The organism is Ohtaekwangia kribbensis (assembly GCF_042676245.1).
GTDB lineage: Bacteria > Bacteroidota > Bacteroidia > Cytophagales > Cyclobacteriaceae > Ohtaekwangia > Ohtaekwangia kribbensis.
On sequence record NZ_JBHTKA010000001.1, the window covers coordinates 18,053 to 43,854 of the forward strand.

General features: G+C 43.7%; 32 protein-coding genes. 9 read left to right on the top strand and 23 right to left on the bottom strand.

What is annotated here, in order from left to right:
* Positions 1–202: 202 nt before the first annotated feature.
* The 23 genes from ACFQ21_RS00050 to ACFQ21_RS00160 all read right to left on the bottom strand — a co-directional run bounded on the left by ACFQ21_RS00050 (position 203) and on the right by ACFQ21_RS00160 (position 18,208).
* The gene (locus ACFQ21_RS00050) at positions 203–979 is read right to left on the bottom strand and encodes a hypothetical protein (protein ID WP_377573039.1); all 777 of its coding nucleotides are present in this window, start codon (positions 977–979) and stop codon (positions 203–205) included.
* The gene (locus ACFQ21_RS00055) at positions 976–1,446 is read right to left on the bottom strand and encodes a hypothetical protein (protein ID WP_377573042.1); all 471 of its coding nucleotides are present in this window, start codon (positions 1,444–1,446) and stop codon (positions 976–978) included. The genes ACFQ21_RS00050 and ACFQ21_RS00055 overlap by 4 nt, the downstream gene beginning before the upstream one ends.
* The gene (locus ACFQ21_RS00060; protein ID WP_377573044.1) at positions 1,447–2,298 is read right to left on the bottom strand and encodes a hypothetical protein; all 852 of its coding nucleotides are present in this window, start codon (positions 2,296–2,298) and stop codon (positions 1,447–1,449) included. It lies immediately after the preceding gene.
* The gene (locus tag ACFQ21_RS00065; protein ID WP_377573046.1) at positions 2,295–4,310 is read right to left on the bottom strand and encodes a hypothetical protein; all 2,016 of its coding nucleotides are present in this window, start codon (positions 4,308–4,310) and stop codon (positions 2,295–2,297) included. Before ACFQ21_RS00065 ends, ACFQ21_RS00060 begins: the two co-directional genes overlap by 4 nt.
* A gap of 7 nt (positions 4,311–4,317) precedes the next feature.
* Positions 4,318–4,668: a hypothetical protein gene (locus ACFQ21_RS00070; protein ID WP_377573048.1), complete on the bottom strand. Its 351-nt coding sequence runs from the start codon at positions 4,666–4,668 to the stop codon at positions 4,318–4,320.
* Positions 4,665–5,927 (bottom strand): hypothetical protein, encoded by a 1,263-nt coding sequence (locus ACFQ21_RS00075; protein WP_377573051.1) that lies wholly within the window; start codon positions 5,925–5,927, stop codon positions 4,665–4,667. The genes ACFQ21_RS00070 and ACFQ21_RS00075 overlap by 4 nt, the downstream gene beginning before the upstream one ends.
* A gap of 11 nt (positions 5,928–5,938) precedes the next feature.
* Positions 5,939–6,346, bottom strand: coding sequence for a hypothetical protein (locus tag ACFQ21_RS00080; protein ID WP_377573054.1), 408 nt, complete (start codon positions 6,344–6,346; stop codon positions 5,939–5,941).
* Between the two features lie 12 nt (positions 6,347–6,358).
* Positions 6,359–6,634 carry a hypothetical protein gene (locus ACFQ21_RS00085; protein ID WP_377573057.1) on the bottom strand — a complete coding sequence of 92 codons (276 nt, stop codon included), beginning with the start codon at positions 6,632–6,634 and terminating at the stop codon, positions 6,359–6,361.
* The gene (locus ACFQ21_RS00090) at positions 6,631–6,936 is read right to left on the bottom strand and encodes a hypothetical protein (protein WP_377573059.1); all 306 of its coding nucleotides are present in this window, start codon (positions 6,934–6,936) and stop codon (positions 6,631–6,633) included. Before ACFQ21_RS00090 ends, ACFQ21_RS00085 begins: the two co-directional genes overlap by 4 nt.
* Positions 6,936–7,457 (bottom strand): hypothetical protein, encoded by a 522-nt coding sequence (locus ACFQ21_RS00095; RefSeq protein ID WP_377573061.1) that lies wholly within the window; start codon positions 7,455–7,457, stop codon positions 6,936–6,938. The genes ACFQ21_RS00090 and ACFQ21_RS00095 overlap by 1 nt, the downstream gene beginning before the upstream one ends.
* On the bottom strand, positions 7,454–8,476 hold the full coding sequence (locus ACFQ21_RS00100) for a hypothetical protein (protein ID WP_377573064.1): 1,023 nt from the start codon (positions 8,474–8,476) through the stop codon (positions 7,454–7,456). Before ACFQ21_RS00100 ends, ACFQ21_RS00095 begins: the two co-directional genes overlap by 4 nt.
* An 8-nt stretch (positions 8,477–8,484) precedes the next feature.
* A complete protein-coding gene (locus ACFQ21_RS00105) occupies positions 8,485–9,165 on the bottom strand; it encodes a DUF6046 domain-containing protein (protein ID WP_377573067.1) in 681 nt (226 codons plus the stop codon).
* Positions 9,162–10,736 (bottom strand): tape measure protein, encoded by a 1,575-nt coding sequence (locus ACFQ21_RS00110; protein ID WP_377573070.1) that lies wholly within the window; start codon positions 10,734–10,736, stop codon positions 9,162–9,164. The genes ACFQ21_RS00105 and ACFQ21_RS00110 overlap by 4 nt, the downstream gene beginning before the upstream one ends.
* Positions 10,737–10,929: 193 nt before the next feature.
* Positions 10,930–11,526, bottom strand: coding sequence for a hypothetical protein (locus ACFQ21_RS00115; RefSeq protein ID WP_377573073.1), 597 nt, complete (start codon positions 11,524–11,526; stop codon positions 10,930–10,932).
* Between the two features lie 104 nt (positions 11,527–11,630).
* Positions 11,631–12,059 carry a hypothetical protein gene (locus ACFQ21_RS00120; protein WP_377573075.1) on the bottom strand — a complete coding sequence of 143 codons (429 nt, stop codon included), beginning with the start codon at positions 12,057–12,059 and terminating at the stop codon, positions 11,631–11,633.
* A gap of 8 nt (positions 12,060–12,067) precedes the next feature.
* A complete protein-coding gene (locus ACFQ21_RS00125; RefSeq protein ID WP_377573078.1) occupies positions 12,068–13,270 on the bottom strand; it encodes a DUF2586 family protein in 1,203 nt (400 codons plus the stop codon).
* Positions 13,271–13,276: 6 nt separating this feature from the next.
* The gene (locus ACFQ21_RS00130) at positions 13,277–13,846 is read right to left on the bottom strand and encodes a hypothetical protein (protein ID WP_377573081.1); all 570 of its coding nucleotides are present in this window, start codon (positions 13,844–13,846) and stop codon (positions 13,277–13,279) included.
* 514 nt (positions 13,847–14,360) lie between these two features.
* On the bottom strand, positions 14,361–14,891 hold the full coding sequence (locus ACFQ21_RS00135) for a CHAP domain-containing protein (RefSeq protein ID WP_377573084.1): 531 nt from the start codon (positions 14,889–14,891) through the stop codon (positions 14,361–14,363).
* Positions 14,843–15,202, bottom strand: coding sequence for a hypothetical protein (locus ACFQ21_RS00140; protein ID WP_377573087.1), 360 nt, complete (start codon positions 15,200–15,202; stop codon positions 14,843–14,845). Before ACFQ21_RS00140 ends, ACFQ21_RS00135 begins: the two co-directional genes overlap by 49 nt.
* Complete coding sequence (locus tag ACFQ21_RS00145) at positions 15,184–15,384, bottom strand: hypothetical protein (protein WP_377573089.1); 201 nt, start codon at positions 15,382–15,384, stop codon at positions 15,184–15,186. Before ACFQ21_RS00145 ends, ACFQ21_RS00140 begins: the two co-directional genes overlap by 19 nt.
* Before the next feature lie 105 nt (positions 15,385–15,489).
* A complete protein-coding gene (locus ACFQ21_RS00150) occupies positions 15,490–16,569 on the bottom strand; it encodes a hypothetical protein (RefSeq protein WP_377573092.1) in 1,080 nt (359 codons plus the stop codon).
* Between the two features lie 34 nt (positions 16,570–16,603).
* Positions 16,604–16,954 (bottom strand): hypothetical protein, encoded by a 351-nt coding sequence (locus tag ACFQ21_RS00155; RefSeq protein WP_377573095.1) that lies wholly within the window; start codon positions 16,952–16,954, stop codon positions 16,604–16,606.
* 33 nt (positions 16,955–16,987) lie between these two features.
* Entirely contained in the window at positions 16,988–18,208 is a 1,221-nt protein-coding gene (locus ACFQ21_RS00160) for a head maturation protease, ClpP-related (protein ID WP_377573098.1), read from the bottom strand.
* A 147-nt stretch (positions 18,209–18,355) separates the two neighbouring features.
* Here ACFQ21_RS00160 and ACFQ21_RS00165 point away from each other — a divergent pair, with 147 nt between their 5' ends.
* The 9 genes from ACFQ21_RS00165 (at position 18,356) to ACFQ21_RS00205 (ending at position 25,468) form a co-directional block, all read left to right on the top strand.
* Positions 18,356–18,820 carry a terminase gpP N-terminus-related DNA-binding protein gene (locus ACFQ21_RS00165; protein ID WP_377573101.1) on the top strand — a complete coding sequence of 155 codons (465 nt, stop codon included), beginning with the start codon at positions 18,356–18,358 and terminating at the stop codon, positions 18,818–18,820.
* A complete protein-coding gene (locus ACFQ21_RS00170; protein ID WP_377573104.1) occupies positions 18,817–20,430 on the top strand; it encodes a hypothetical protein in 1,614 nt (537 codons plus the stop codon). The genes ACFQ21_RS00165 and ACFQ21_RS00170 overlap by 4 nt, the downstream gene beginning before the upstream one ends.
* A gap of 154 nt (positions 20,431–20,584) precedes the next feature.
* The gene (locus ACFQ21_RS00175) at positions 20,585–21,070 is read left to right on the top strand and encodes a phage protein Gp36 family protein (RefSeq protein ID WP_377573107.1); all 486 of its coding nucleotides are present in this window, start codon (positions 20,585–20,587) and stop codon (positions 21,068–21,070) included.
* 101 nt (positions 21,071–21,171) lie between these two features.
* The gene (locus ACFQ21_RS00180) at positions 21,172–22,434 is read left to right on the top strand and encodes a phage portal protein family protein (RefSeq protein ID WP_377573110.1); all 1,263 of its coding nucleotides are present in this window, start codon (positions 21,172–21,174) and stop codon (positions 22,432–22,434) included.
* A gap of 251 nt (positions 22,435–22,685) precedes the next feature.
* A complete protein-coding gene (locus ACFQ21_RS00185) occupies positions 22,686–23,747 on the top strand; it encodes a phage minor head protein (protein ID WP_377573112.1) in 1,062 nt (353 codons plus the stop codon).
* A gap of 93 nt (positions 23,748–23,840) precedes the next feature.
* A complete protein-coding gene (locus tag ACFQ21_RS00190; RefSeq protein ID WP_377573115.1) occupies positions 23,841–24,302 on the top strand; it encodes a phage virion morphogenesis protein in 462 nt (153 codons plus the stop codon).
* Positions 24,302–24,529: a hypothetical protein gene (locus tag ACFQ21_RS00195; protein ID WP_377573118.1), complete on the top strand. Its 228-nt coding sequence runs from the start codon at positions 24,302–24,304 to the stop codon at positions 24,527–24,529. Before ACFQ21_RS00190 ends, ACFQ21_RS00195 begins: the two co-directional genes overlap by 1 nt.
* Before the next feature lie 2 nt (positions 24,530–24,531).
* Positions 24,532–25,146, top strand: coding sequence for a hypothetical protein (locus tag ACFQ21_RS00200; RefSeq protein WP_377573122.1), 615 nt, complete (start codon positions 24,532–24,534; stop codon positions 25,144–25,146).
* Between the two features lie 64 nt (positions 25,147–25,210).
* Positions 25,211–25,468: a hypothetical protein gene (locus ACFQ21_RS00205; protein WP_377573126.1), complete on the top strand. Its 258-nt coding sequence runs from the start codon at positions 25,211–25,213 to the stop codon at positions 25,466–25,468.
* Positions 25,469–25,802: the final 334 nt, after the last annotated feature.

Here is a 25,802-nt window from a genome sequence, read left to right on the forward strand (position 1 = left end):
GCTAAAGACCGTTCGACTGCTCGAACTCGAATAGAATGCCGTTAGAATACCCAGCGGACGCGCTGCTAATTACGGAAAATATTTTAGGAAAGAAGAAAAAACTTATATACTTTCGAAATGTCGGGAATGTTAGCCGTCATTACCCTACATGCTAAATGTTTCACTGGCTGTTGCCCCTTCCCGACCGAAGGGGCATCTTTTTTTATGCCCAAACCCACAATGTAACGTATACAGTCGATGCATTAAAGCCCGCAGAATCGAATATACCCCCGTTAGCTGTTGTTATCCTAAACAGAGTAATATTTGTCGCATCGATACTTGTAATACCACCACACACAGCGCCTCCCGTTAAAACTCGCATTAATGGGAACATACCACCACCATTGCTTTTTATCATTACATCAATGGAGCGAATTTTAGTAACATCTGAAAGGCCGTGAGCTACATCATAATCCCCGTTTGCATCCATATCCCAAAGCGTTCCTGGATTCAGCATAACAGGCCGCAACGTTAAACCTCCAGCATTTAAGTTATTGGGGCGCGTATAATCACGCATTCTCTTTAGCGCGGAGAAATCGACCAACCCGGAGCCACTTGCACCCATACTCCATACTGCCGTCTTAATCTCATGTACATTGTACTCGTTGTTATCGGAGAACTTCACCGGATCTCCTGCTCGATAGGTTGTCGTTAAACTGAGTACAGGAACATTACTACCGTGTGAACCAACAAAAGCAGGAACCAAATACACCTCACCATTATAAGCAACAGCTCCGGCACTGATATTCCAGGCAGTAGCACCCGCATCGCTATCAACACAACCACGGATACACATCACTCCAGCTTCATCGTTCACGATACCTTTAACCAGCTCTGAAATTATCTCGGTGTACGCCTCTTGAATATGATCAACTGAAGCTTTGTTGAATGGTTGACGTCTAACATTCTCGACAATATTGCCTGTAAGTATCTTCTTCATATAATTACTATTTCGTAGGTTGTTCCGTACATTTTGTATTTGTTGATATATGCCTGCATTTCACTTGTAACAAAGGTGATCGAGCTAGGGACGTTTACTATAAAGCTTTTAGCATCTACCGAATACGTCTCGTCAATGAACTGTGAATTATCATCACCCTCACCGACAAAGAAAGCAGTATCAGCTCCCTCTCCAACAAACGCACCATTAAGCTCCAGCAGGTTGTTAGTGATATATATCCCGTTGCCAAACTTTTCTATAAGTAGTTGCTCCAGAATGATTGTCTGCCCATTGAATTTTATCTCATAGCTCTTCTGATCTGCATACGCCAAAAACCTATCGTGTGTATCCGATAGGTTCTTCATTGATGCCGTTAACCATGCAACTCTTTTTGTCTTACGGTGAATAGTTCCCATAAGAATTTTTACGAGCTTCAGGAAGTCGAGAGAATAACTTGTTAATGCCATTTACTGAGGTACGTAAGTTATCATGGTATCAAAATCGATCGTTGCATCGCGCTCCAGGTATCCCGCTGCCGGATAGTATACTCTGTTTACAGTGCCGTAACTTCCTGCATTTGCTTTAGCCTGCACAACTCCGATTACAACATCGTTAACATTAGCTACAGCCTGTATATAGTCCTGATGTGCAGATATTTTATATTCAGCATTGAAAGGCAGATTCTTCAAATAGTTATTGAATGCAGCTTGAACGAGTGCTTTCATATCATCCAGCACAACAGTACCGTTATAGTATACCGTCATTGGCGCATTAAGCTTGTCAGAAGCAAGTGAAACAGGAGCACCCAGGTTGCTGCCCGCAAACTGTATCTTCTTCATATAGCTTGCAAAAGCTGATAGCTCAGGAGCCGACAACGCAATCGGATCTCCGGAGCCGTTTTCTTTCGCAACTTTTATTTGCGTAACGCCACCACTTGAAACAACAGCACATCTTTTAACGATCTGCTTTGTTGCATCTATTACCGCATAGTACGGCTTCTTTGTTGTCGTGTTGATCAGAAGAGCATCACCGTACTGAAACTTTAATAGTTCCTGTTGCAACCATTGATCAGTCCCGGCCACACTGTTGTTAACCTCTTCTTCTATCTCCAGCCGCTTCTCTTCCCAAACCTGCTCCTGTATATAAGACATACAAGCCCATATATATATCCACAACTTGAATTCAGCAGTTTTGGAAGCACTGGTAAGACCTGCGAGCGTTGCATCACTATTCACCTCTCCGGTAATGCTGAGGTATATTTCGTTTATGCGTTGCTTTGCTATATTTATTTGCTCAAGTATTTCCGCTATAGTTCTCATAATGCTTTGCTTTCTAAATCAAAATACTCCAGGCCGTAGCGCTTGCCTGTCTTCGCTATCTTTCTCTCTGCACCTACGATTCGAAGGCCGTTATTTGCGGCCGTTCGGTTGATCTTCCCACTATAACATTCAGGCAACTGAACTTTATCGGAAGGGCCTTGTAAGTTGCTCCAAGATTCATCTACACCGTATTCCTTCGTTGTGGTATACCATGACTTTAAGCTTTTCGTAATATCCGGTTCTCGCAACGTTTCATGGTTCTTTACACGTCTTGGAGAATGCCCAAACCCGAAGTATCCATTTAGCGGAGCACACATATCGTTTATGTCAGTGACAAATGAAGTTTTAAACAGGTCTGTTATCTTCAGCGTGTTGTCAGTTATGATACTTACACCTCCAAGATCTGTAGCAAAATTCTCAGCACCTGAAGTATCAACTCCTTTCGTTGTCTGACTCGGTATACTTGAACTATCTGAATAATCATAGTCCTTGTTATCGCGATCAGCCAGACCAATACCCGATATACTTGCCGCTACATAATTGTTTATCTGTACTCCTGGAGGTGAACTTCCTGGTTCATTGTAGCGGAATTGTCCCTCTACCGGAGACGAAAAGAACAACGTATTGTTTACAAAGTTGAGTGCATATATAGGAACAATGCCGGAGCCTGCATCGTCAAAGTCTGCCATGTATATAGGATCTTGAATAGATATAATCAAGTTCTGAAATACATTTAAAAAGGTATCAGGTTCGTTATGCACATAGCTGTCTCCGTTTGGTGCGACAGTCATAGGATTGTCTGTTCTGCGTACATATATACCGTTCTGGCTGTTATAACCATCGATAACGTTATTAAATATACTCACCAACGATCCACCGGGGAAACACTGCATACCTTCACGTATGCAAACATTATTGTTTGTACGCCCGCTAAAGCCCCCGTTCATAACTATAGAGAAGTTCTGTCCGGAAGTACTGGTCATCGCATTCTCTTCAACCAGATTGTAAATGATTCTGCAATTCAGCCAAGCGTTAGAAGCTTGCAACCCGTCCCATCCACCGTTTTTACAATGGTTCGCAATTATGGTAAGATTATTCATCCTGTGATGATAATCACCACCGTTAAAAGTACTATCGAAGTTGGCGTTAAAGTGTCCCATGTATATACATTCGTTGCCTGCTCCATGTATATAGTTGCCTATCACCATGCAGTCATCGAAAGCACCGGTAAACCGGTTCACTGTATCGAGTTTTAACTTTATACCAGAGCTTTGAGGGTTCTCTACTTCCACATCCTGTACCCGTATATCATGATGACTTTCTGCGGCTCCGAGAAACTGCTGTGAACTGATACCGCCATCAACAAAGCGAAGTCTATAGGTACTGTCCGCCCTCTTCTTACCAACAAGTCGAACGTGACGACAGTTATCAGTAAACTGGAATACATCATCGTATGACGTTCCGCTTTTGTCGAGCGTATATATATTGTCGGTATCATCTATTGTAATCCAGATTGGATTTTCAGCAGTACCGACAACGTTTCGAAAGCGAATACGTGCCGTACTTAAATTACCAGACAAGTATATAACAGATCCCGGAGCAATAGCACCGGCATTTACTTCCTGTTGTCCATTGGTAAGATCATCGATTAACGGATCGGCTGACCCGAGAGACATATTTATAACATGATCAGCCTCCGATAGATCCTGAGTAATAAAGAACCTGGACTCTTTGAAGAAAGGAATTAAGTGTGTACCTACTCGAATCTCCAGTAGTACATCTACACCGTCTTTACCTTCTTCGTAAGTGAAGTCTACAGAGGGACTTTGAGAAAGAACGGTCTTTAATTCATCGCCTGTTTTGGAATTTGTAAACGTCCACTTCACAGTACCATACTGTGATACTTGCGCCTCCAGGTAATTCAGATTGAATTGTATAGGGCCGGGATTGTAGGCCGTTTTGTTCGGCCCTTCAATAGTGAAACCTTTATTCCAAAAGTAAGTCGTTGCCATATATACTTTACTTAGAAACCATTAAAATAGGATCAAGGAAGGCATTACCTTCCTTTAGAACTGCTTTCAACTTTTGATAGGCTAACGATCTGGAGTAACGCCCTGGAGTTGCCAACACAGGCTTATCGCCAGGGTATACATATAGCTCGATCATCTCATCGGTGAGCTTTGAAAACACTCCCAATTGTCGGAGCTTATCTTCACCGCTTAACATGATCATTATCTTCTTTCCTTCGGGATGAAGTCCCAAAGCAATACCTTCTCCGGTAACTACCTCGTTGTTTTGAATTGTTACCAGTTCGTCCGGGTCAAAAGAATATAATCTCTTCCCATTATCGAGTGTATACTGTTTCATCATGACGGTAAAACTTTAGTTGAAATCTTCATTGCATTAATCATACAAATACCGCTACCGTCCAGGAAGCGGAATGTTATTGAAGTTGTTTCGGTGTCCACATATATATTGAATACCAGCACATCATCGAGGGCAGCACCGGTAACATCGGCTATAGTTTGGTTTACACCTCCCACGGTTAAGTCAATAGCGTTCGGAGCTGTAGAGCTTCTGTTGTGGAGCGTTGTTATTGTCCAGGTTCTGCCGCGAAGGTGCGAAGGGATTTCTAACTGGAAGCCTCGTGTTTGAGGTGCGCCCGCTGGAGTATACCACCAGTCGCGACCAGATCCTGCCGGGAAGTCTGAGGCAGCTCCCGTTCCGGCAACGGTAACTCCGAGGCCCGCCTGACTTGACATAGCCAAATCAACATCGAGATTTACTTCAGAATCGTATCCAATCAACCAGCTTGTAAAAGTTCCTGTACCGACATTGCCTTCAGAAGATATTACCAGCGTTGTACCGGTATATGAAACGACAGTGCCCCAAAAGTATGCAGCAACTCCAGCTCTGCACGTCATCTTCTTACCAGCTACATAAGGCAGCCCCGCACCAACGGTAAACGTTACGGTTGTCGGATGTGTAGTTGGTATAGGATTACTCGAAGTACTTGTCGTACTATCGTTCGCAGCAATCAGGTGATTTAATTCAAAGCTTTCGTTTGGAGTGTCCGAGCTTGCTATATTCCAAGCACGTGTATCGCCTGTGATTGCTGTGAATGTAGCTCTACAGAATTTAATCAGTGCAGTGATAGTAGTAAGTGTTACGCCTACTGCCTCTGTGCTATACCCGATCCTTACTTCAGCACCGAGCGTTCCTTCACTTGTAACAGGACGCACACCGAAATCTATATGCTTCCCGAGTTGTGCGCTTGTTAAAGTAAAGTTCTGAGTAGTGGCGATTACTGTTTCATTCGTCCCCACGGCATCGTCAGCAGCATAGAATTTAAACGTAGTCGTACCCTCTGCCTTCTGATTGATATGCTCGTATGTATAGCTGCCGGCAAGTATCTCGCCCTGATTTAGAAAGCCCGGCAAATTAATACCGGTACATCCTACACCAATAGCGAGCGGCACCTGATCGTCTTCGAGATCTCCGTCAGGATCAAAATACGTTGAAGTATGCGTTAATACTCCACCGGTTTCAGTGACAGTTATACCCGAAACAACCGGAGGTAAATTTCCGGAGGCACCGCCCAAACTTGCCAGAAAGGATTTACGTCTCATTTACTTATTACCTATTGTTGCTGCATGATTGAAACCAATATCTCCGCAGTAGATATATACTCCATGTATATATAGTTTAGGACTCCCGGAACGTACTCTCCGGAAACTCTCTTGAACGGAGAAGAAAAGGTCGGTTCAGTGGAAGGATGATTGTGCCGCATCAACTGAACCATACCAAGACAAGCACCGTCCGTATCAACAGTTATATTTCCCGTCTCCGGACTTACCGCTCCGTAAGTTCTTTCAACATCGAATTGTACAACTGTGCCCGTTGTTGCTATCGTAGCGCGGTTCACTTTACTGTCCGCATAATGATCCAACGTATCCGCGACACGTGTCTTTGTGTTTGCCTTCTTTACCGTCTCGTTACGAATAACATTGTTATCGGTCTTTAACTGTGCATCTGTCTTTTGTGCCATATACTTTACTTTTTAATCTCCGAATGAATCATCGAACGAGTCATCCCATGTTCTATCATCGAAGGTATTCTCTACAAAACCTGTAGCTACCTCCAGTTCGTTGTTATCGTAGTAAGCAACTATATCAGCCCGAACGATGGATGAAGCAAGTATCTTATAGTCCGTTACTTCGTCCAGGTTGCCGTCAACCGATATTCCATTGTCACGGGCGAAGGCTACCAAACCCTCGACAGATCCAAGTTCCTGGAGTACGAAGTCTACTATGTTTTGGTCTACTCTTGCTTTCATGGATACCGTGCGTCTATATCTGTTTGCAACGTATTGTCAGATTCGGATAGCAATATCCTCAGCTTACGTATAGTAAGGTTATCCGCTATGAGCTGCTTCTGAATTTCCAGGTATATATCTCCGGGATTATCGTCAACCAGGAATTTGTTAATACCTACTCCGGTGATTGGATATTGCCGTAGCTCTCCCTTCTCCAGCCGAAGCAATAAACTCAGGTGCTGAGAGGTGCTTTCCCCCACAACAAAATCTCCGTTTTCTATTCGGAGATCATCATCAGCATCCAATAAATAGTCATTCGGCATCAGTGTTCTACTTTAGTATTTTCAAGATCTTCTCTGTCGGTCTGATCTATATCTTCAATCAAAATGGAGGAAGGATCTGGTATACCTGACGTTCCCCCTCCAGTTTGTACACCTATATGTGTGTGCTCTTTAAACTTCCCGATAAGATCATTCAACTTATCTTCGATAGCATTCATTCGATCTACAAGCGGTTGTATCTTCACGACTCCACCATTCGTTCCGTCAAACATCACCACTTTATCAACTTCACTGCATGCAATCACAAAACGGGTTTGCTTGTCATTCCCAATCAAACAAACTAGGACAGTGCTATTAACTTTTGGTAACTCCACTATGCCATCCGTTATATTGTCGAGCGCTGCTTTCAGTCTTACGTCTGGTATATCCGTTTCATCGGCTAACTGCACATCACACGACAGACCTTCCGCATCAACAGAAATAACCGTAGCTATCTCGACAATCGCGGACACCTTTAGTAAGCCCCTTAAACCACGGATTAACTTTTCTTCCTGTGCTGTCATACCGTTAGTTTAATACCTAGCTCTACAGTTCTACGCGCTCCACCTTCTGCACTGAACACAGTTTTAACGCTATCCACTATATATCTACCGGACCGGCTTTCACCGTAGTTCGGATCTTTCAAGTCAGCAACCATTAACGGTTCAGCATACGGATACAGGAACGTTGTTAGGTCTCCCTCATAGCCGGTAAACTTCAATCGCTTCAGCTCTTCCTCTGCGAGCTTTTTCAGTTGTGACTTGTCGGTTACATTGTAGTAATAGAATGTTCGCTGTTCTCCGTCTTCGTCTCCTACATCGTCAACCGTTACTTTTTGATTGTCCTTGCGTATACCTATAGCTTTCGCCTTCAGCCTCACATCATCTTCGTTCCTATAGGTCAGGTCATTCTCGATTACATTCCAGGCAAGACTATATTTTACATCGCCAAAGGTTTGCTGATAAGCAAGGCCCGTGAATAGCTCTTTGCCTTTGAAGTAACTAACCAATCCGTAGTTCTCTCTGATCTTTTCGAGGGCTGTAGCAGCAGTATTCCCGGCATCAATAACTAAACCTTCGCTGAATGTTACTTCAGGAAGGTTGCCACTCATTGTAATTCGGGCTGTTGGATGCTGTGCGTTAACCTGATCGATAAGGTATTTAACAACCTGTTTCAAGGTTACACTATCTGCCTTCTTCCAGGACTTCTTTATTTTAGTCTTGCGGAGAAAGTATATATTATCTTCGCAATGAATCTCAAAAGGTATATTTGGTTTGAGTGACTTTATAAATCCGTTGAACTCTTCATGTATAGGACTGTTCGCATACCACAGTTTAACAGAAACCGCATCGCCAACAGATATATACTTTTCGATGGTATTTGTTAGCTCCCCGTTTACTGACACATGTTTCGGTAGTTTTATCTCGCATGTGTCTGCAAGCTCTCTCCAGCTCTTCTCTATCGTAACCTCGTTTACCTGACGAAATTTAATTGTCCTGGTCGGCTGAGTAATCAGTATCTCACAAGCAAGAATAAAAGACATAATCAATTTCATTCGTAAACACGTTCTATATTCTCGTTAATTTCGAGTTCGAAATCTTCATCACTTTTGCATTGTAATTCAAAAGCCTGTGCTCCCAGGTATCCCTCTACTTCGTCAAGATCCCAGTCGACAATCTTTATTTTAGTAATTCCCCATAGTGCTGTTATTCCATTTTCTATACTTCTACTTCCTGGCTTTTCAACTATTTCCTTCAGCCTTCTAATAGCTTCTTCAGGATATGAATTGAAGTTCTCTTCATTGAGAATTACACCCCGAATTGTTATTTGGTAGTTGTTGAGGTTCGCTTCCTCCAACACATTCTTACGCTGTATTGCGTTGGTAACGGGATCGAGACGAACCAATGAAGTCTCTACTATATTAACACCGCCTCGTATGCGGATAACAGGTTCCTGCGGTATCTGCCAATCATCAATCTTTGTCGGCAAAGTATAGTCTGTATTGAATATACTTTTAAGCTTGAATGATCCCTTTAACGCTCCTATAGATCCGAAAGGCAACAAGCCTGTACCCTTGCTTTCTTTAACCAGCTCTGGATAAGGCGGGCGAACAGTGCCAAACGCAGCCTGATATACTTCATTTAAGTTGAATCGAGTTTGAAGTATGTTCGAATCCTTATATGTATTGTCGCCAACGTTGAACGGAGGCCCTATATCTGCGGCTGTACTCATTGTTGTGCTGCGTAGTTAGCTGAATTGATTACACGGAGCAGAGCTTCGATTGTCATCTTCTCCATATCACGAACAGACTCTTTGATGTTTTTAACATCGAAGTTCTGTGTACCGATAAGATTCTGAAGATTAATTGTTACGTTAACTGACTGTTTACCTCCAGCAGCAATTTTATTCAGACCGTTGTCGAGTTTGGAAAGATCAGCACCGCCACCGCTTGCACCATTTTTTTCTACAACCGTTTTACCGCCTTTAGGCGCAACGATCTCCAGCGGATCAGGTTTGTTACCAGTAGTAAATATACCCTTGTATCCTTCGTACTCATTCTTAACAAAGTCACCAACACTTTTAACAAGATCAGCTCCCATGTTTAAGCCATTCTTTGCGGTCTGAAGCCCGTCATATATGAGACTAAGGTCACGAGTAAATACACCTGCCAATACTTTACCCACACCGGAAAATACTTCTACGAGTGTCTTACCGAGCTGAATCATAAACCTGAATGCGGTAAGTATATATCTTATAGGAGCTGTCGCTACACGCATCGCTAAAGCCAACCCATTGAAAGCAATTTGCATAGCATTGGCTTGCGTGGTATTAAATCCTAGAAGTGCATACAGTTCACGCAAAACTCCAAAAGCGCTATCCATAGCATTGAAGAAGTCCTGGAATGATTTAATCAGAGGCCCAAAATCTACTTTCGTTGCTATATCACTGAGTATAGTTCGTGTTCTATTCAGCAACGACATAGCTTCGGGTAGAGCCTTATTTCCGAGATCAGTTAAAAACTCGTTAAACTCATCTCGAACGGTTGACAACACACCCCAGAATGTACGTGACTGTCTATCCATCATACCAAAGAAACGACCACCTTTAGAAGTCGCAGATTGGAAGGCTTCTTCAATCATCTTTGCACTGATCGCACCGTCTTCCATTCTCTTCTTCAGTACTGCCAGACTTATACCTGTCTTCGCAGAGATCTCCTGGAGGGGGTTAAACCCTGCGTTAATAAGCTGGAGTAAATCTTGCCCTGTTAATTTACCCGCTGCCTGTATCTGAGAATATGCGAGCGTTATTAATCGCAATTTCTCTGCATTACCTCGCGATACATCGCCCAACATTTTCAGCGTTGGCATTACCTTGTGTCCTGCTATACCAAAGCCTAACATAGTCTCGGTAGCCTTCACGAGATCAGTCGTCTCGAACGGAGTAACTTTCGCGAATGAGCGTAGCTGACTAATCATAGTATCAGCCTTCTGCGCACTTCCGAGCATTACTTCAAAACCTACTTTTGTTTGTTCGAGATCTGCCGCGAGTGTTATCGCTCGCTGTCCTAAAAGAAGTAAGGAACCGGCAAGGGCTGTAGCGCCTAAAATATTTGCAAGCCGCCCGCCAATGACAGACATTAAGTCCCATTCATTGGCAAGCTGCTTGAATACACCTTGACTTTTGCGTGCTGAGTTTGTGAGATTATTTAATCCACTACGAGCCTGTGATGATCCGTTGGCAAGTTTTCGCAGTGCCTGCGATGCCTGATCCTTGAGACGGATAATATACTCGTATACTTTCATGATTAAGTGGAGAGTAGCTTGTTAAGTTGTTCGTCACTTTTGATTCGCTCCTGGTCTCTTGCCCACTCAATACTTTTCGCTAGTTGTGCCCACTTTTCAAGTGAAAGCGTGTCGGGATCTATGTGAGCATAGTACCATATAAAGGCATCGTATTTTCTTATATGTGAAGATGCTAGAGCGGACTCTGCATCTTCTAAAGCTTTTTTACTGCTACCTGGACAGATTTTTTAATGTCACCCATTGCTAACAGTAGCGCTAAATAGCCGCGCGTGTTTCTCCAGGGAGTGAGATCATCTATAGCAAGCCTTTCAAGGAGATACATCTGCGTATCGAGAGGCTTATCACCTTTGTTTCTGTCTTCGGCATATTTAGTATCTAAACGATCTGCCTGCTTAACCCGGAACGATTGACCTTCATATATAATCGTTGCTGTTTCCTGCTCATCATCCTGGATAACTTCATAATCCGGCAGCTCGATAATATCCTTTACTTTTGGTATGAATCCCTCTATAGCGCGCGGATCTTTTTTTATACTGTCGTCACCTCCAACCCAGCATTGATTTATTACTGCTTCTGCATACTCATAATCTCCCAGCGTGAACGCCTTCAAAATGAGTTTCATTATTGCAAGATTCGAGTTAAAGGTAGGATCAAACACGATACAGCTTCTGCCATCGGCAGTATCAAGCTGATATATATGTATGTGCTTTTCTTTCCATTCTTTAATCTGCTCTGGAGTAGGACTAAAGGTTGATGTGACTTTTGCGCTGATGGGTTTGCGTGGTTTCATACTTTGATCTGATGGTTTTTTAGTTAAAAACATTAAGAGGGACTTACGCCTTACGATATGACTTACGTACCTGCTGCCCTCTTTCCTTACGGGGGTTTATTTCTTTATACGTTATACTCTATATCTCCAATGATAATAGGAAGCTCTACTACGGTCTCGCTATCGCCAGTGTTAATATCAATTTCACATTCAGTAAATTCCACATATACTAAGCGGTCGGTTGTAATCAGATCGCTAACAGATGGAGCGTATGCAGCGGTAATATCGAAAGGAGGTATATCTGTAGCATCCTTACCATTACCTGCACTCTCCAGTAGCGAACGGAGTTCACTCAAAAGAATTTTTAACGTTCCTTCGTATGACTTTTGTCCACGTCTGCGAGCTATAGGTTTAGAGCCTGCTCCGTATACATTGGTTTTATCCTGACTTACTTTATAGCGTATACCGCGAAGTCCAGCAACGGGCCTTCCAAGCATTACAACCTGCAAGTCGTTAAAGTTGTATTCTTCCGAATTAAAAGGTTTTGTAGCCATGTTGTCGTTTAAGCGTTAGCCGGGTTTTCGAAACCAATTGTTACCGCTATCTCAGTCGAATAGAATTTCGGAATAATGAATAGCTGCACAATCAGTTTGTTAGTTGATAGTACATTTTGTTTCGGATCGATCACAACGCGACAGCTACTGATTTCGTCTTCAGTTGTCATCGCTGCATCTATAGCCTTCTTAATCTTGCTTTGGTAATCTTTGATTACTCCGGCAGCGATTCGTCCGTTTTCATCTACGTCCAGGTCGTCTTCAAGCTCTTCGGTATATACTTCGTTGACGATAGTTATAGCCTTATCAATCACACGTCCACGCGCTATAGAATTATAGTCGTCCGAAGCGCTTGTCGCTGTAGGATCTCCAGTGAAGAAGTAGCCCGTTTTGGAAGCGTACTTCATCATTGATATATATCCTTTATCATGTACAGCGTCTTGCGCTACAGTTGTAAGCGTATCAATCTTCGCGCTTTGATTAGTGAGATATGCGCCTGCTATACCAACCGTTCCACCCACCTGTCCATCTTTCACGCGCGAGATCTTACGTTGTACCGGTAGTCCAGCAAGACGTCCGAGCACTAAACCAACAGAAGCGTTTTTGCTGCTTGCCACATCGGTAACCAAACAGACAGAAACACGGTTATTTGACATAGTTTTCAAATCACCGAGCGATGTAGTGTTGCCCTGAAAATCGCGACCATCGAGTATAATTCGAACGGGTTTAAAAGCTGCTGCAAATTCATCGGCAAGGGCTTGCGCTAAAGGTATAGCAGTGATTACATCAGCATCCACCTGATTGGTATAGGTAGCAACGTAAGCACCATCAGGCACACGCACAACGCCACATATCCGGATACGACCTTCGGCATCATTTAGCAACTTTTTCAGAATGTTGTTCGATGTATTTACCATTGCCGCCATCAGCGTTGTTTTAGCAACGATGTTGATATATAGCTCCGGGCCGTCACCTTCTTTATAAAAGTCGCTTATGGTTTTATACACGTTGGTCGTGTTGGTGGTGTCGTAGGAAGCAGTTAAGCCCAAATCGACTGCTTCCTGTAGGCTCTTAATGAGTTTAGTTTCACCTAACGCTATACTGCCGGTTGCGATACCGGTCATCAGAAGCCCAGCGACACCGTCTTCGGAAGCATCACGCTGTCCGAGTTGATTATTAAGAAGGGTAATTGATACTTTAGGTCTTGCCATTGCAGGTTATTTTTTAGCGTTGCCGCTCTTCTTTGTCTTGTCGTTCATGGCAGCTTCAGCCTTTGATACTGCCTTCTTTGTTTTCGGGGCTTCAGTAGATACAACTTCTGACACAGGAGCTTCAGTAGATATAGTCTCTGAAGCAGGAGCTTCGGTAGATACAACTTCTGAAGTCGATGCACCCTCTGAATCAGGAGAGAAACCTACCTCTACAGTTATTTCCTTACTACTGGTTTTACCTTCTGCTTCTTCATCTGTTGACGATTGGCCGCTTTGATCATCAAGTGTATTACCTTGATCTTCGTCTTTGTCCAGATCGTTGTCTTCGTCCAGGTCGTCATCTTCGTTTGAGGCATCAGGTGTATATATACCTGCTACTTTGTTATACTCCTTCCTGGATATAGATAACAGTTCCTTTGCAGGGTCGAGTCTCCGCTGATGATTCTTTGCATCGTTTACGTTCTTTTGCATGAACGCTTGACCATCACTTGTAAAATATATAGTCTGCTCGTTTGGGTAAGAATCAAAGTATCCTTTTACCTCTTCGAACGTTGGGTATGCTATTTTCGAATCCATGAGAATGTATAGTATTTTAATGCGATACGACCGACTATAATTAGCAGAACAATTCCGCTAAACCATCGACAGACTATATCTATCTTCCTGGTCTTATATTCGGTCACAATCACGGTTTTAGTCACAGTTTTTTGTCTTAATCGGAAGATCTCTCTATCCATTACCTGTACTTTTAATTCAAGTGAGTCACACCTGCATTCGGTAGTCAGATTACCGTCAGTGTCCATTTTTTCTTTTAGTGTAGAATGGCCTGATTTCTTTTCGCGCGTAAATGGTTTCGGCTTGTTTGTAGCGGGGTCACATTCTATTTTATTTTTGATAATAACAGCAGCACCCGGAACAGAAATAGGTAAAAGACGTGGAACCTCCTTCACATGAGTACTATCTAATGTTTCCGTAACAGAGGATGTAGTCTTGCGACTACACCCAACCGCTACAAGCAGAAACACCATCAGAACTGCGAAGAAGGAGGTTACACGTATCATATATACTTTATCTTTATTCTGTCATGCGGCTATATCCACCGCGAAATCTTATAAGCGTTTTTCTTTAATCGCCTCTTCCTATATACTCCGTCACCTTCCCGCGATCCGTTATTGTTTGTATTACCTTCTACAGTTATGAAGTAGTCACCTGGAGGCCATGTGTCAACGAAACCTATATGTGCGATCCGTTTTAGCTCCCTGTGATATACTGCAAAAGTGTCGGCTCGTTCAGGCTTGACTTTCTGCGGATTTATCAACCTCGATTTATCCACGAACCAGGACGGACTCCAGGCATTCTTCGGATTATCAACTCCATTTACAGTAAAGCAGTAGGCCACAAATGCCGCGCACCAGGAAGCAGGATGTTTTACACCCGTAACTAAGAGATACGCGCGGATCTCTTTACTATCGTTCGGCCCCAGGTTCTCTTTTACCCCGATCTGAGAGGTATAGGTCGTAGCGACCAGGAGTTGTTTTTCTATTCTGCATGCGTCATTCGAACATCGTTCGTCTAAAGCACCTGCATAGCCATGAGCAGCCCAAACAGAAAGCAGGCCCACACAGCAAAGGATAATTTTAATTTTTCCCATGAGTTGTTATTTAGAGTTGAAAAGGCTGTATCAAAATCCTGTGTCAAGAACTTGAACACGGACGGGTTAACGAGACGAATCAAAAGCAACGCATTGGCTGTACACACATTGAAGGTCATCAAACCAAATAGCAGTTTCTGAAATACCGCGAGATCATAGGTCGCAGCGGTAGGATCTATATAGTGTAGTATAGGCGCAGATACAAACCACAGCACTATACCGAGCGGGCCGAGTATAAGTTCATTATACTTGCGAAAGAACTTTATGATTTGTTCCACCATGCTAAAAATTTCTTTTCGAGTAGTTTTAACCCTTTACTTACAAAGTGACCGACAACGGCACCCAATGCAGAAAGGATAATCGTTCCAATGAGGGTCTTTAGATCAACTATAGGCTGCTGACTTACTTCCGTCAACATCACTGTAAGGAATCCCCCTACAGTTCCTGCGGCATTATCTTTCAAGTGAGACAAGGTGTTTAGAAGTTAGAGTTTCGGTAGAGGGTGAAGCCTGCTATATATATAGGAGGCTTCGAACCCAGGGGTATAAAAGTTAGGGAACCGTTTCTCTTAGTTGTCTTCAACCAGGGCAGCTACACCGATCTCAGACAGACGGCTGATAGCACCACCACCGCGCAAACCTGCGTTCATGGCTTTTGCACCTGCGTATTCACCACGTGGCTCTTTGTCCATCCACACTTGCACATCACCTTTAATGTGACGCACCATTTGAGTGTGATAGAATATAGCCGCGAGATTGTCGGTAGTAGCCGTAGCCGCACCGATGGCCTTTTTAACAGGCGTTGCAGCTTCGGTATATACCTGTGTCTTACTTCTTACGAACACATTGAAAGTGAACAATTCAGTAACTGCACCCTTCGCGAGTAATTGATTATTGCTATCAGTACCCTGTCCGTAGGCTTTTTTGATAGCGATAATATCTTCCAACATTGTAGGCGGCACCACAACACGTCTTCCCTCAACGGGTATATTTAGCGTATTGAACAGGGTAAACGCCCACATCCAATCGTCCTCTATTGAGCGCTTGCGTGTGCCGGTTGCACCTGGAGCCGTTGCTGCACGTGTAGTACCTCCCGTAGTCTGACGAATGAAGTTCGCGACAGATGGCGACCATCCGTACATAATTCTTTCTGCTAACTGACGGTCGAGAGAATTCAAGTGCTTGCGGAGTTTAGCCGCACGCTTGTCATAGCTTACCAGTAACTGATTGTTATAGGTAACGGCTGTTGGCTTCGTTACAAGAAGATCCGCTCCGTAGGTTTTCTTCTTGTCTTCTTCGATGGATATAGGCAACGGAAGTTGTGTAGGATTAACTACCACTTCAGCTTCTCCATCTTCATCCTGTGGAATCTCGATTTCCTCTACATCTATAGCAGCAGTATCCTGTTGCGTACCCGCATAGAATGAGTTATCAGGATATAGCCTTTCTTGCAAGTCGCTGGAGAAGAGCCTGCGAATAACTTCTGAAGGCAACACATTCGCAGGAGTTTTATCAGGCACAAACTGAAGTAAAAACAACGCTACGGCTATACCTCCAGCGAAATATATACTTCCGGTGAAGAATACCAGAATGGAAGCGATAAGAGAAATCGCGATCAGGTTATACAGAAATTTTGAAATAGTTTTCATGTGTATCTAAGGGAGAGTTAAGTAACCGTTTTGTTTAGTCGATCTGTACAGCAGCACCGTCCGGAATGAACAGCGTTCCATCGTAGGTAAATGACTGTGTTTTTGTTTTTGTGGCAACACCTACAATTACAGGTGCATCTATACCAGTGCCGAGAGTAAGATCATCAGCGTTGTTTGTAGCCGGAACTTTCAGAACAAGCTTTGCACCCTTTCTCACTTGTGAATCAATAGTAAGGTTAAGAGTAGTATCACCGGTTAGAATCGCGAATGTGAGAATAGTCATCATATTCGTGATAGTCACCGCTTGCGTTGCTGCATAGGCGAGTGTCTGTGCATCGGCCTCGCCTTGAGGCCAGTTGATTTTTTCTATAGCTGAAAAGCTCATGATTGAGTTTTTTGTTAAGTGAGTAGTTGAGTATTAAACCAGCTCTTTGATTTCTGCCTCAGTAGGAGTATATCCGTGTTCAGCAGCGAAGAGTGCGGCAAATTCTTTCGGCTTCGTGCGGGCCATTGTCATAAGACCGGCACTATCTTTCGCTTGCCACTCGCTATAGCTCCATCCTTTACGATCTCCAGAAGCAGCAGCACCGTTGCCTACATTTGCGCCCTTCATCAGGGTCAGAAGATCATTTATACTTGCAGCAACGGGAGGTTTTTCGTCCTCCTCTTTTTTAGCTTCAGCAGCGGCCTGCGATGGGAGTATATCCATAGCCGCTTTAATGTCGTAGCCCGCTATAACTTTGATTGCAGCCAACTGCTTTTCGTCTGTGACACCTTTCGACTTCGCGATTTCCATAACAGCTTCAACCAGCTTCGCTTTGTCTTCGGCTGATCCTTCTACTGCGGGTTTGGTAGGCGCAGGTGCAGCAGGAGGGTCTTGTTTAGTGGCCGCAGGTGCAGCAGAGGTCGTAGCTTTCGCTTTCATTTCGGCCAGAGCTACCATGATCTCGGCCTCTGTTGCGTCAGCCTTCAGACCGAGCAACTTTATCAGTTGTTCTTTATCCATCTTTTGATTTTGTGTTGAGTCAGTTTTTAAGAATTGATTATAGTGTGCGGCCATCTCCACGAGCGAAGCTTCTTCTTTCGGCATTGGCTTTACTTTGTCGTCCACGATCTCGTCAATTAGACCAGCCTTCAAAGCTTGTTCAGCGGTAAACCATGTATCCTTACCGTCAGCCATCCAGTTTTCTAAAATCCACTTCGCGTCTTTCTTCGTGCTCTTCGCATATATATCGGCCATCGTTTTGTTAAGCGATTCGAGCAGGTCAGCGTAGTTTCTTATATCGGTAGTGTTACCATATACACCACCTGATCCCTCATGTATCATAAGGCGACCACCTCTTACCATGCTTCGTTTTCGCGCACCTTGCAGAATCACAGATGCCATAGATGCAGCTATACCCTCGACACATGCGTGTATAACAATGTCTTTATCATTCATCTGCGAGAGTATAGCTATACCTTCGAAGATCGATCCTCCTGGAGAATTGATTTTCAGATTAACCTTTACATAACCTTTCGCTTTAGCATCAGAAATAGCTTTGTAAACATCTTCAGCTCGAACACGGCCCCACTCACCAATGCTTCCATACATCAGGATGTCCGTTTCTTTTGCTGATTGCGCTCTGAGTTCGTACATAATTCGAGTTCAAATGTGTGGGCATAAAACGGCCCTCACAAGTGCATCTACACTCTCAGTATATATCTTCAGTCTTAGAGTATATATATAGTTAGTGAGAGTAAACAACGCCTTTCGAACCGGCTCTTTTACTTACATTTTTGCACCATGACAGACAAACAGAAGGACGCACAGGAGATGTTTGAGATCGGATGGGATCAAAAACGAATCGCGAAAATCCTTGACGTAAGCGAGCAGACTATAACCACCTGGAAACAGAAGTATAGATGGGAAGAGAAGCGAGCTAAAAAAGGAATGAATCGCGAAGCGGCTGAAGATCTCGTTTGGAAATTGATAAACTATCAACTGAACGTAATCAACAAACAGGTAAAGGATGCCGAGCTGAGAGCGGAGAAAGAAAAAGATTACGAGTTGCCCACACTCGACAAAGGCGACATTGATGCGCTCCAAAAACTGTGGACTACAGTAAAGGCAAAACAACTCGATTGGTCTGTAGTTGTTAACAATACTAAAGATTTTATAGGCTTTGTTTCTGAACGAGATATAGACCTCGCTAAAAAGCTTCTTGATATAGCGGACGACTATATGCACTATAAGCGTAAGAACTTATGATGATCAAACAAAGCCCAGAGAGTAAAGAGTATAAAGCATGGCTCGACCTCCGAACTCGAATTTCTTCAGCCACCGAAGTAACTGTAGAGGTTACCGAGACAGCCGCCCAACGTGAGCAACGCATAGCCGAACTATTGAAGCCTCAAAACTTTGAAAAGTTCTGTCGCTATTATTTCCCGCACTATATCGACAGCGACTTCGGATGGTTTCATAGGAAAGCAGCGAAGGAGATTCTAACGAAGGAAGATATACTCTGTGCGCTGGAGTGGCCACGCGAGCACGCCAAATCTGTCTTCGCAGATATATTTATCCCGATGTTCCTGAAGGCTACAAAATGGCTAACCGGAATGATCATCGTTAGCGAGACAGACAGTAAAGCTTCCGTACTACTTGGAGACATGCAAGCCGAACTCCTGGAGAACAGAAGATATATAGCCGACTTCGGAGAACAGCGAACTATCGGTAACTGGAGTGATGGGCACTTCACCACAACGGACGGTATAGGCTTTTGGTCTTTCGGTTTAGGACAGAACCCTGCCGGTGTTCGTAATGCAGCGAAGCGTCCTAATTATTGCTCGGTCGATGATGCTGCAAACAGAAGACGAAGCAAGAACCAGGAGCGTATCAAAGAAGATGTTGACTATGTACTCGGTACACTGCTCGGCTGTCTTGCCATCAAAGGCAGTAAAATGATTTTCGCCAACAACAGAACAGCCGATAAAGATTTAATGGCGCACCTTGTTGGTGATGTTAATGAAGGTGATCCGATTCGCGAAGGGCTTGTTCATATCAAAGTATATGCAACAGAAGATCCGGTAACACGCAAAATGAAACTCATTGCAGACGGAGGTAAACCTGCATGGGGAAGATATACTGTTGCTCACCTTGACAACAGAATTAAAAAGATGGGGTATCGCAATGCTATGCGAAACTTCTATCACAAGGATGTTAAAGAAGGTAACATCTTCAAAGAAGAGCACCTACCGTGGGTTGACTGCTTACCACTCGATAGATACGATGCACTGATAACATACCTCGATCCTTCTTACAAAGAAAGCGGTGACACGAAAGGTTTAGTTCTGATCGGAAAGTCTGGCTCATTCTACGATGTACTTTGGTGTTGGGTGCGTCATGCTTCGCGTGGAGCAATGGTAAAAGCGCACTACCTCGCTGATGATATAGTGAAGGGCAAACAACGGCACCCGGCAATCAATATCGGCAAGCGTGGTGTAAACTGTCCGCACTACATGGAGGCAAACTTCATACAAGAAGATCTCTTCATGCAGGAGTACAAAAAGGAGGGTGATAGTAGGCCGGAGCAGCTTCGGATACGACCTGATAAACGGGCTAAGCCTGACAAAGAAGGCCGTATAGAAGACCTTTCTCCAATCTCTGAATCTGGTTGCCTGCGATTCAACAGGAAGCTGCAAAAAGATCCGGATATGATTACGCTACGTGATCAGTTTCTCGAATTCCCCAACGGCCATGATGACGGGCCGGACGCATGCGAAGGCGGCATCTATCTACTTAACAAACGCAAAACCAGAAATGGAAAACAAAGGAAATCACACTCCGGTGTGTATCGCAAAAAAAGTGAGCGAGCAGGATAAGCGCTTTTTCGATTTGATGGAATTCCTTGAATCGACCAGAGTAAAAAAGCAATTGCTCTCACTTGTGTTCGGCAGTCAACCTATACCCTGTAAACATTGTGGTGGTATACATCCCGATACAATTTCATTCGAGTATCACAGTAACTAAATATACATGAGCACATTCCTTTCAAGAGACGACTATAAAACACAGATCAGGACGTACCGACTTGATCAAATATTAGAAGCCGCAGACGAAGACGAAGAAGCTATCCTGGATGATGCAGAGAACGAAGCAGTTTCTATTCTTAAAGACGCACTCGCTACGAAGTACGATACTGATCTGATTTTTTCAGCGACTGGAAACGCTCGACATAAAACTGTATTACGTTGGGCAAAGGTGCTTGTCATATACTTTATATATGAGCGTGTGCCGGATGAACAAATACCGGAACGTGTGCTAAATAACTACGAGTATTTAATGAATCCGGAGAAGGGATATTTAGCACAGATCGAGAAGGGCACAAAGAATATAGACGGCCTTCCTGTAAAAACTGTGCCTGGAGAAAACGGAGAATCCGAACCGAAGACCCGCAGGCGTTGGGGGAGCGTTCCGAGACGCGCCAACGATGGGGCCAACTACCGAGACAAAAGATGGTAGTTAAACCACAGTTCTAACGAGTTCTAACGATACATCGGGCTAAAGACGGACCAATACACCAAAACCCGGTCGCCCTCAATTTAAAACCGACTTTCAAAATCATGCGAATAGGCAGATTACAGATTCTAAAATCTATACCGGACAAGTTCTTGCCAAAGGCACTTACATCCGAGCAACGAGCAGTTGATCAGCTCAAGAAAACAAAGCGTATTTCGGCAGCTCTGGTAAAGCGGAGAAACTATATAGCCGAAATGAAGCAGGACGAACTGAAGCTTGCTATAGAGTATGCCGAAGATCCAATCCGCCCGCGAAGGGATCTCCTGTATGAAATATACAGACGTTGCGTTGAAGGTGACGGGCACTTCATGGGTGAGTACGAAAAGGCTATCAACAAAGTAGTCGGGGCACCGTTCGGACTATTTCCTATCGGCTCCGATGCAGATGCGAAAGCTGATCCAATTAAAACCAGATTGCTAAAAAGAAACTGGTTCGAAGAGTACGTTACATACCACGAAGAGGGAGTTTTTTACGGGCACTCACTTATTCAGTTTCTTGATATGGTTGCCTCAAATATTGAGGGCGTAAAGTTTGAGTTTTCAACTATAGATCTGATCGACCGTGAACACGTTCGCCCGGAAGATGGATATATAGTAATTGAGGTGAGCGATGAAAAGGGCATACCTTTCCGTGATCCTGCCATCGCGAAAGCTGCCCGGCTTATTGAAATAGGTAAGCCTCGAAATCTTGGTAAGCTCAAAGTAATTGCAAAAGAGTATATCTGGAAAAATTACTCCCGCAGTGACTGGTCCCGTCACTCGGAAAAATTCGGCATGCCATTCATTCAAATTAAGACTGATACAACCAACGAGACCGAGCTGAAGAAAACGGAAGAGATGGCCGCGAACTTTGGTAGTAACCTTTGGTTTATTGGTGATTCAAGTGATGAGATCGAGATCAAAGAAGCAAGCTTCAAAGACTCGTATCAGATATATAGAGAGAAAGCGTTGTTCTGTAATGATGAAATGAGCAAGGCTACAACATGGCAAACCGGAACGAGTGACGAAAAAGCTTTTGTAGGATCTTCTGAAGTTCATGCCGATATACTGGACGACTATACCGAATGGCGTAAGCGTAAAGTAACCTATCACGTCAACGATGTGTTGATACCTTTCCTGATTGAAAACGGTTATCCATTGCAAGGTTATGAATTCCGTTACCTCACCTATAAAGAGACCAATCCGGAAGAAGAAAATAAAGAAGATCAACAGCAGGGTGCCGGAGGTCAGAACCCCGCAAAAAAATCGGACGCCCAGCAACGGGCGGCACTCTACAAGTACATGCACAGGACATTCGCGCGGAGATAAACCACCTGTATGGTTTATGTAAAACACACAGCCATCCCGTTGCAGAAGACAAACCGATAAAGGTTGACCTGGATAAGTATGTAGACAAAGCCATCAGAAATATATATGATGGAAAGACAACTCCAGGTCAACCCGATGCAGATCTCGTCCGCGCTACAGCAGACGAATTATGGAAGGCTATAAAGAAGGGATGGAATACAAGCGGTGATAATATAAAGTACGGATCGCAGGAGCAGCGACTGCTCATACAAATGCGATACAATACTTTTGTTACATCTGTATTCAAGCAACATCACTTCGCGCTCGATATGGCTCGCGAGTTGTTTGATGATAACGGAGAGATACGAAGCTTCGGTGCATTCAAGAAAGCAGTTAAAGACAAAGTCGATCCAAACTATAATAAGAACTGGCTTCGAACAGAGTATAACACTGCATACGCTTCCGGACAGATGGCGCGTAAATGGCAGACCTATGTACGCAAGGGAGGCTATATCCGATATGTAGCTGTGATGGATCAACGTGTGCGTTACGATCATGCTAACATGAACGGAGCACGCTATCCGGTAGATCATCCGTTTTGGCTTAACCACTATCCACCGAACGGATGGAACTGTCGTTGTACTACTCGTTGGGATGGAACGGAAGGTGAACTCATTCCGGCAAAGTATATAGATCCTGTGCCGAAAATGTTTCAGAACAATGTAGGTATAACCGGACTTGTGTTTAACGACTCGCCATACTTTACCGTTGATGGAGCATTCAAAGAAGCAGCGGAGAAACTATTCGGGTTCAAACCTCCGGTAGATCTCGACAGGTACGAAGCAAACGTGCAGCTATATAGTCTTCTGTCAGAAGACAAAAACTATAAGCTTTCATTCGTTGACAACTTAACCGGTGGTTTCATCTTCCGGCACATAAAGACCGGTGCGAATGATCTCGCACAAAATATAGCAGCATCGAAAGCCCTTGCCAGACGTGGCGATAGTGTAATCATCCGCGAGGTACTTACACAGCACGGGTTAAAGAATCCGGATATAATTCTAAGCGGCATTACAACCGAGATAAAGACCAACGAGACGTCAACGATCAACGCTATAGATAGTGCGCTCCGCAGGGCTAAAAGGCAAGCTGAAGTGATCGTGCTCAACATAAACAGCAGCATGAATCCGGAGCGGGTGGAGCAAGCTATATATAATCGTGTCCGCAGAACGACCGCTATTAAAAGGGTGATCGTGGTGTATAAAGACGTTGCTTACGACTTGACCTATGAAGAGATCATTAACCAGACCTTCTATGGTAAGATAGGAAAATAAAAAAGGGGGCCGAGCATGCTCGCGTCCCCCAATGGGGCCAGGGATTTCTCCCTAACCGATACAAATATACGAACGTTTTTTTAATAAGGTTTTATGCCACTACAGAATATAGAAAACGGCAAGGAGTTCTCCAATGAAATGAAGGAGAGTTTCCGCAAGTTCGAAGACCTTGTCGGCAGACGTCTGCCTGAAAAGGTAGAGGTCGAACTGGAGAAAGTCATTATTGAAAGTTTCGATAATGAGAAGTATAAAGATAAGGGGACAAGTAAATGGGATGATCGCAAAGAAGAAGATCCCGGCAGAAAGTTACTGATCGGTAAAGGAAGCGGTAAGCTCCGAAGATCGATAGAAGTGTCACACACAAAAACAACCATAAAAGCTTCCACCGATGTAGTATATGCACCGGTACACAATGAAGGGTTGCGAGCCGGAAGAGGTAGAGGTTTTAATATGCCACAACGTCAATTCATGCCGAAGCCTGGAGAAGCAAATGACGAACTCGATGCAAAGGTCGAGAAGTGGTTAGATAATGAGATGGATAAAATTTTTGATTGATGACAATTATACCTAAAGAGTTTTGGTTAATCCTGGAGGGAGAAAAGAAACCGACTATTGAGTGTCCTATGTGTGGATGCTTTCTATTGAGTGACATTGCACCGCATGGAATACGTGAAGACGGATCGGTATATAATTCAGTCGTCTGCGATTGTGGCTTTCATGAATACGTGAAGCTCGAAGGCTGGACCGGTGGACACATCGAACGAACTCCTAAAAAGAAGTAACCATGTTTACATACCCATATCAAATTCTCGAAGCAGAGATTAAAACCAGGATACCGGAAATCAAAGAGGTAGATTGGTATCTCCAGCAGGACAGCACGTCCGACAAGAATGCTTCTATATATACCGCTCCGTTGGTCTACTTTGAATTTAACTTGTCTTCCGAGCTTCGCAGCCACGGCAAAGAGATTCAATCGGCAATAGTTGACATTACGGTGCATTTGCTTACTGAGAATACACGCGACAAAGGCAGTAAACTGATCCTGAAATCAGGAATAGAACACAGTGCGATGTTCGACAAGGTGTATAAAACACTGCAAAACTTTAACGCTAAGCTTAGTCAACTCGACACTTTTGCTGCACTTGCGGGCACTGATCAGGACCAAACTGTATTCAATTCCATGAACAGAGTCGGTATCCTGAATCCACACGCGACACGTAAAACAATGGTTAAAAGCACACAAACTTTTCGGTGCGTTGTATGGGATCATGCTGCCCTGAAACAGTACACGAAGGTTACTCCAGATCTCCAGGTCGATGCGGACTTACTTATACATTTGGACAACAACACAGGCGTAACAACATGGGATGATTCGTGGGATGATTCGTTCGGAGATTAAACCAAATATATAGGGCTTCCGTTGTAATCTTGAAAGTTTCTATTTTTTTCAAGAGCTTTACAGCATGATAGCAACCGCAGAGCACACCACTACACAACCGCAGTTGACATTTTTTGACCTGCCTGTGAACCCTATTCAAACACGATTCGACAAACAAGTAGCTACGCGCAAGCGTAACACGTGCCAACGTAACGAACGCATTCGCGATCGGTTCAATTATCTTTATAATGTAGAGCGGAAAAGAATTGATGATGTGATCGACACACTTTGTAAAGAGTTCAACCTGGAGAAGACAACAATTGAACGAGCGATGAAGAGCTAAACAAAAAAAGGATCGGAGAACCCGATCCTTTTTTTTATTCTATATCAACTGATACTATTAAGCTTTTCTGATATACATAATCCTTGTGGACTAAAACTACCTTTGATTCGTATCCCGGTAGTACTCTTATACCTCGAAAAGTAAATCTCTCCGGAGTAATTTTTGTCCCTCCTGGATCTCTTAAATATAGCATCCTTCGACAATATGTAATCAGATGCTCAATTAAAGGTTCTGGTATATATATCCTTAAATCGTCTTCCGGGCATATCATAAGTCGTTGAGGCGCATTTTCAAAGCACGCCATTAACTTATTAAACAGGATTTCTCCAATTAG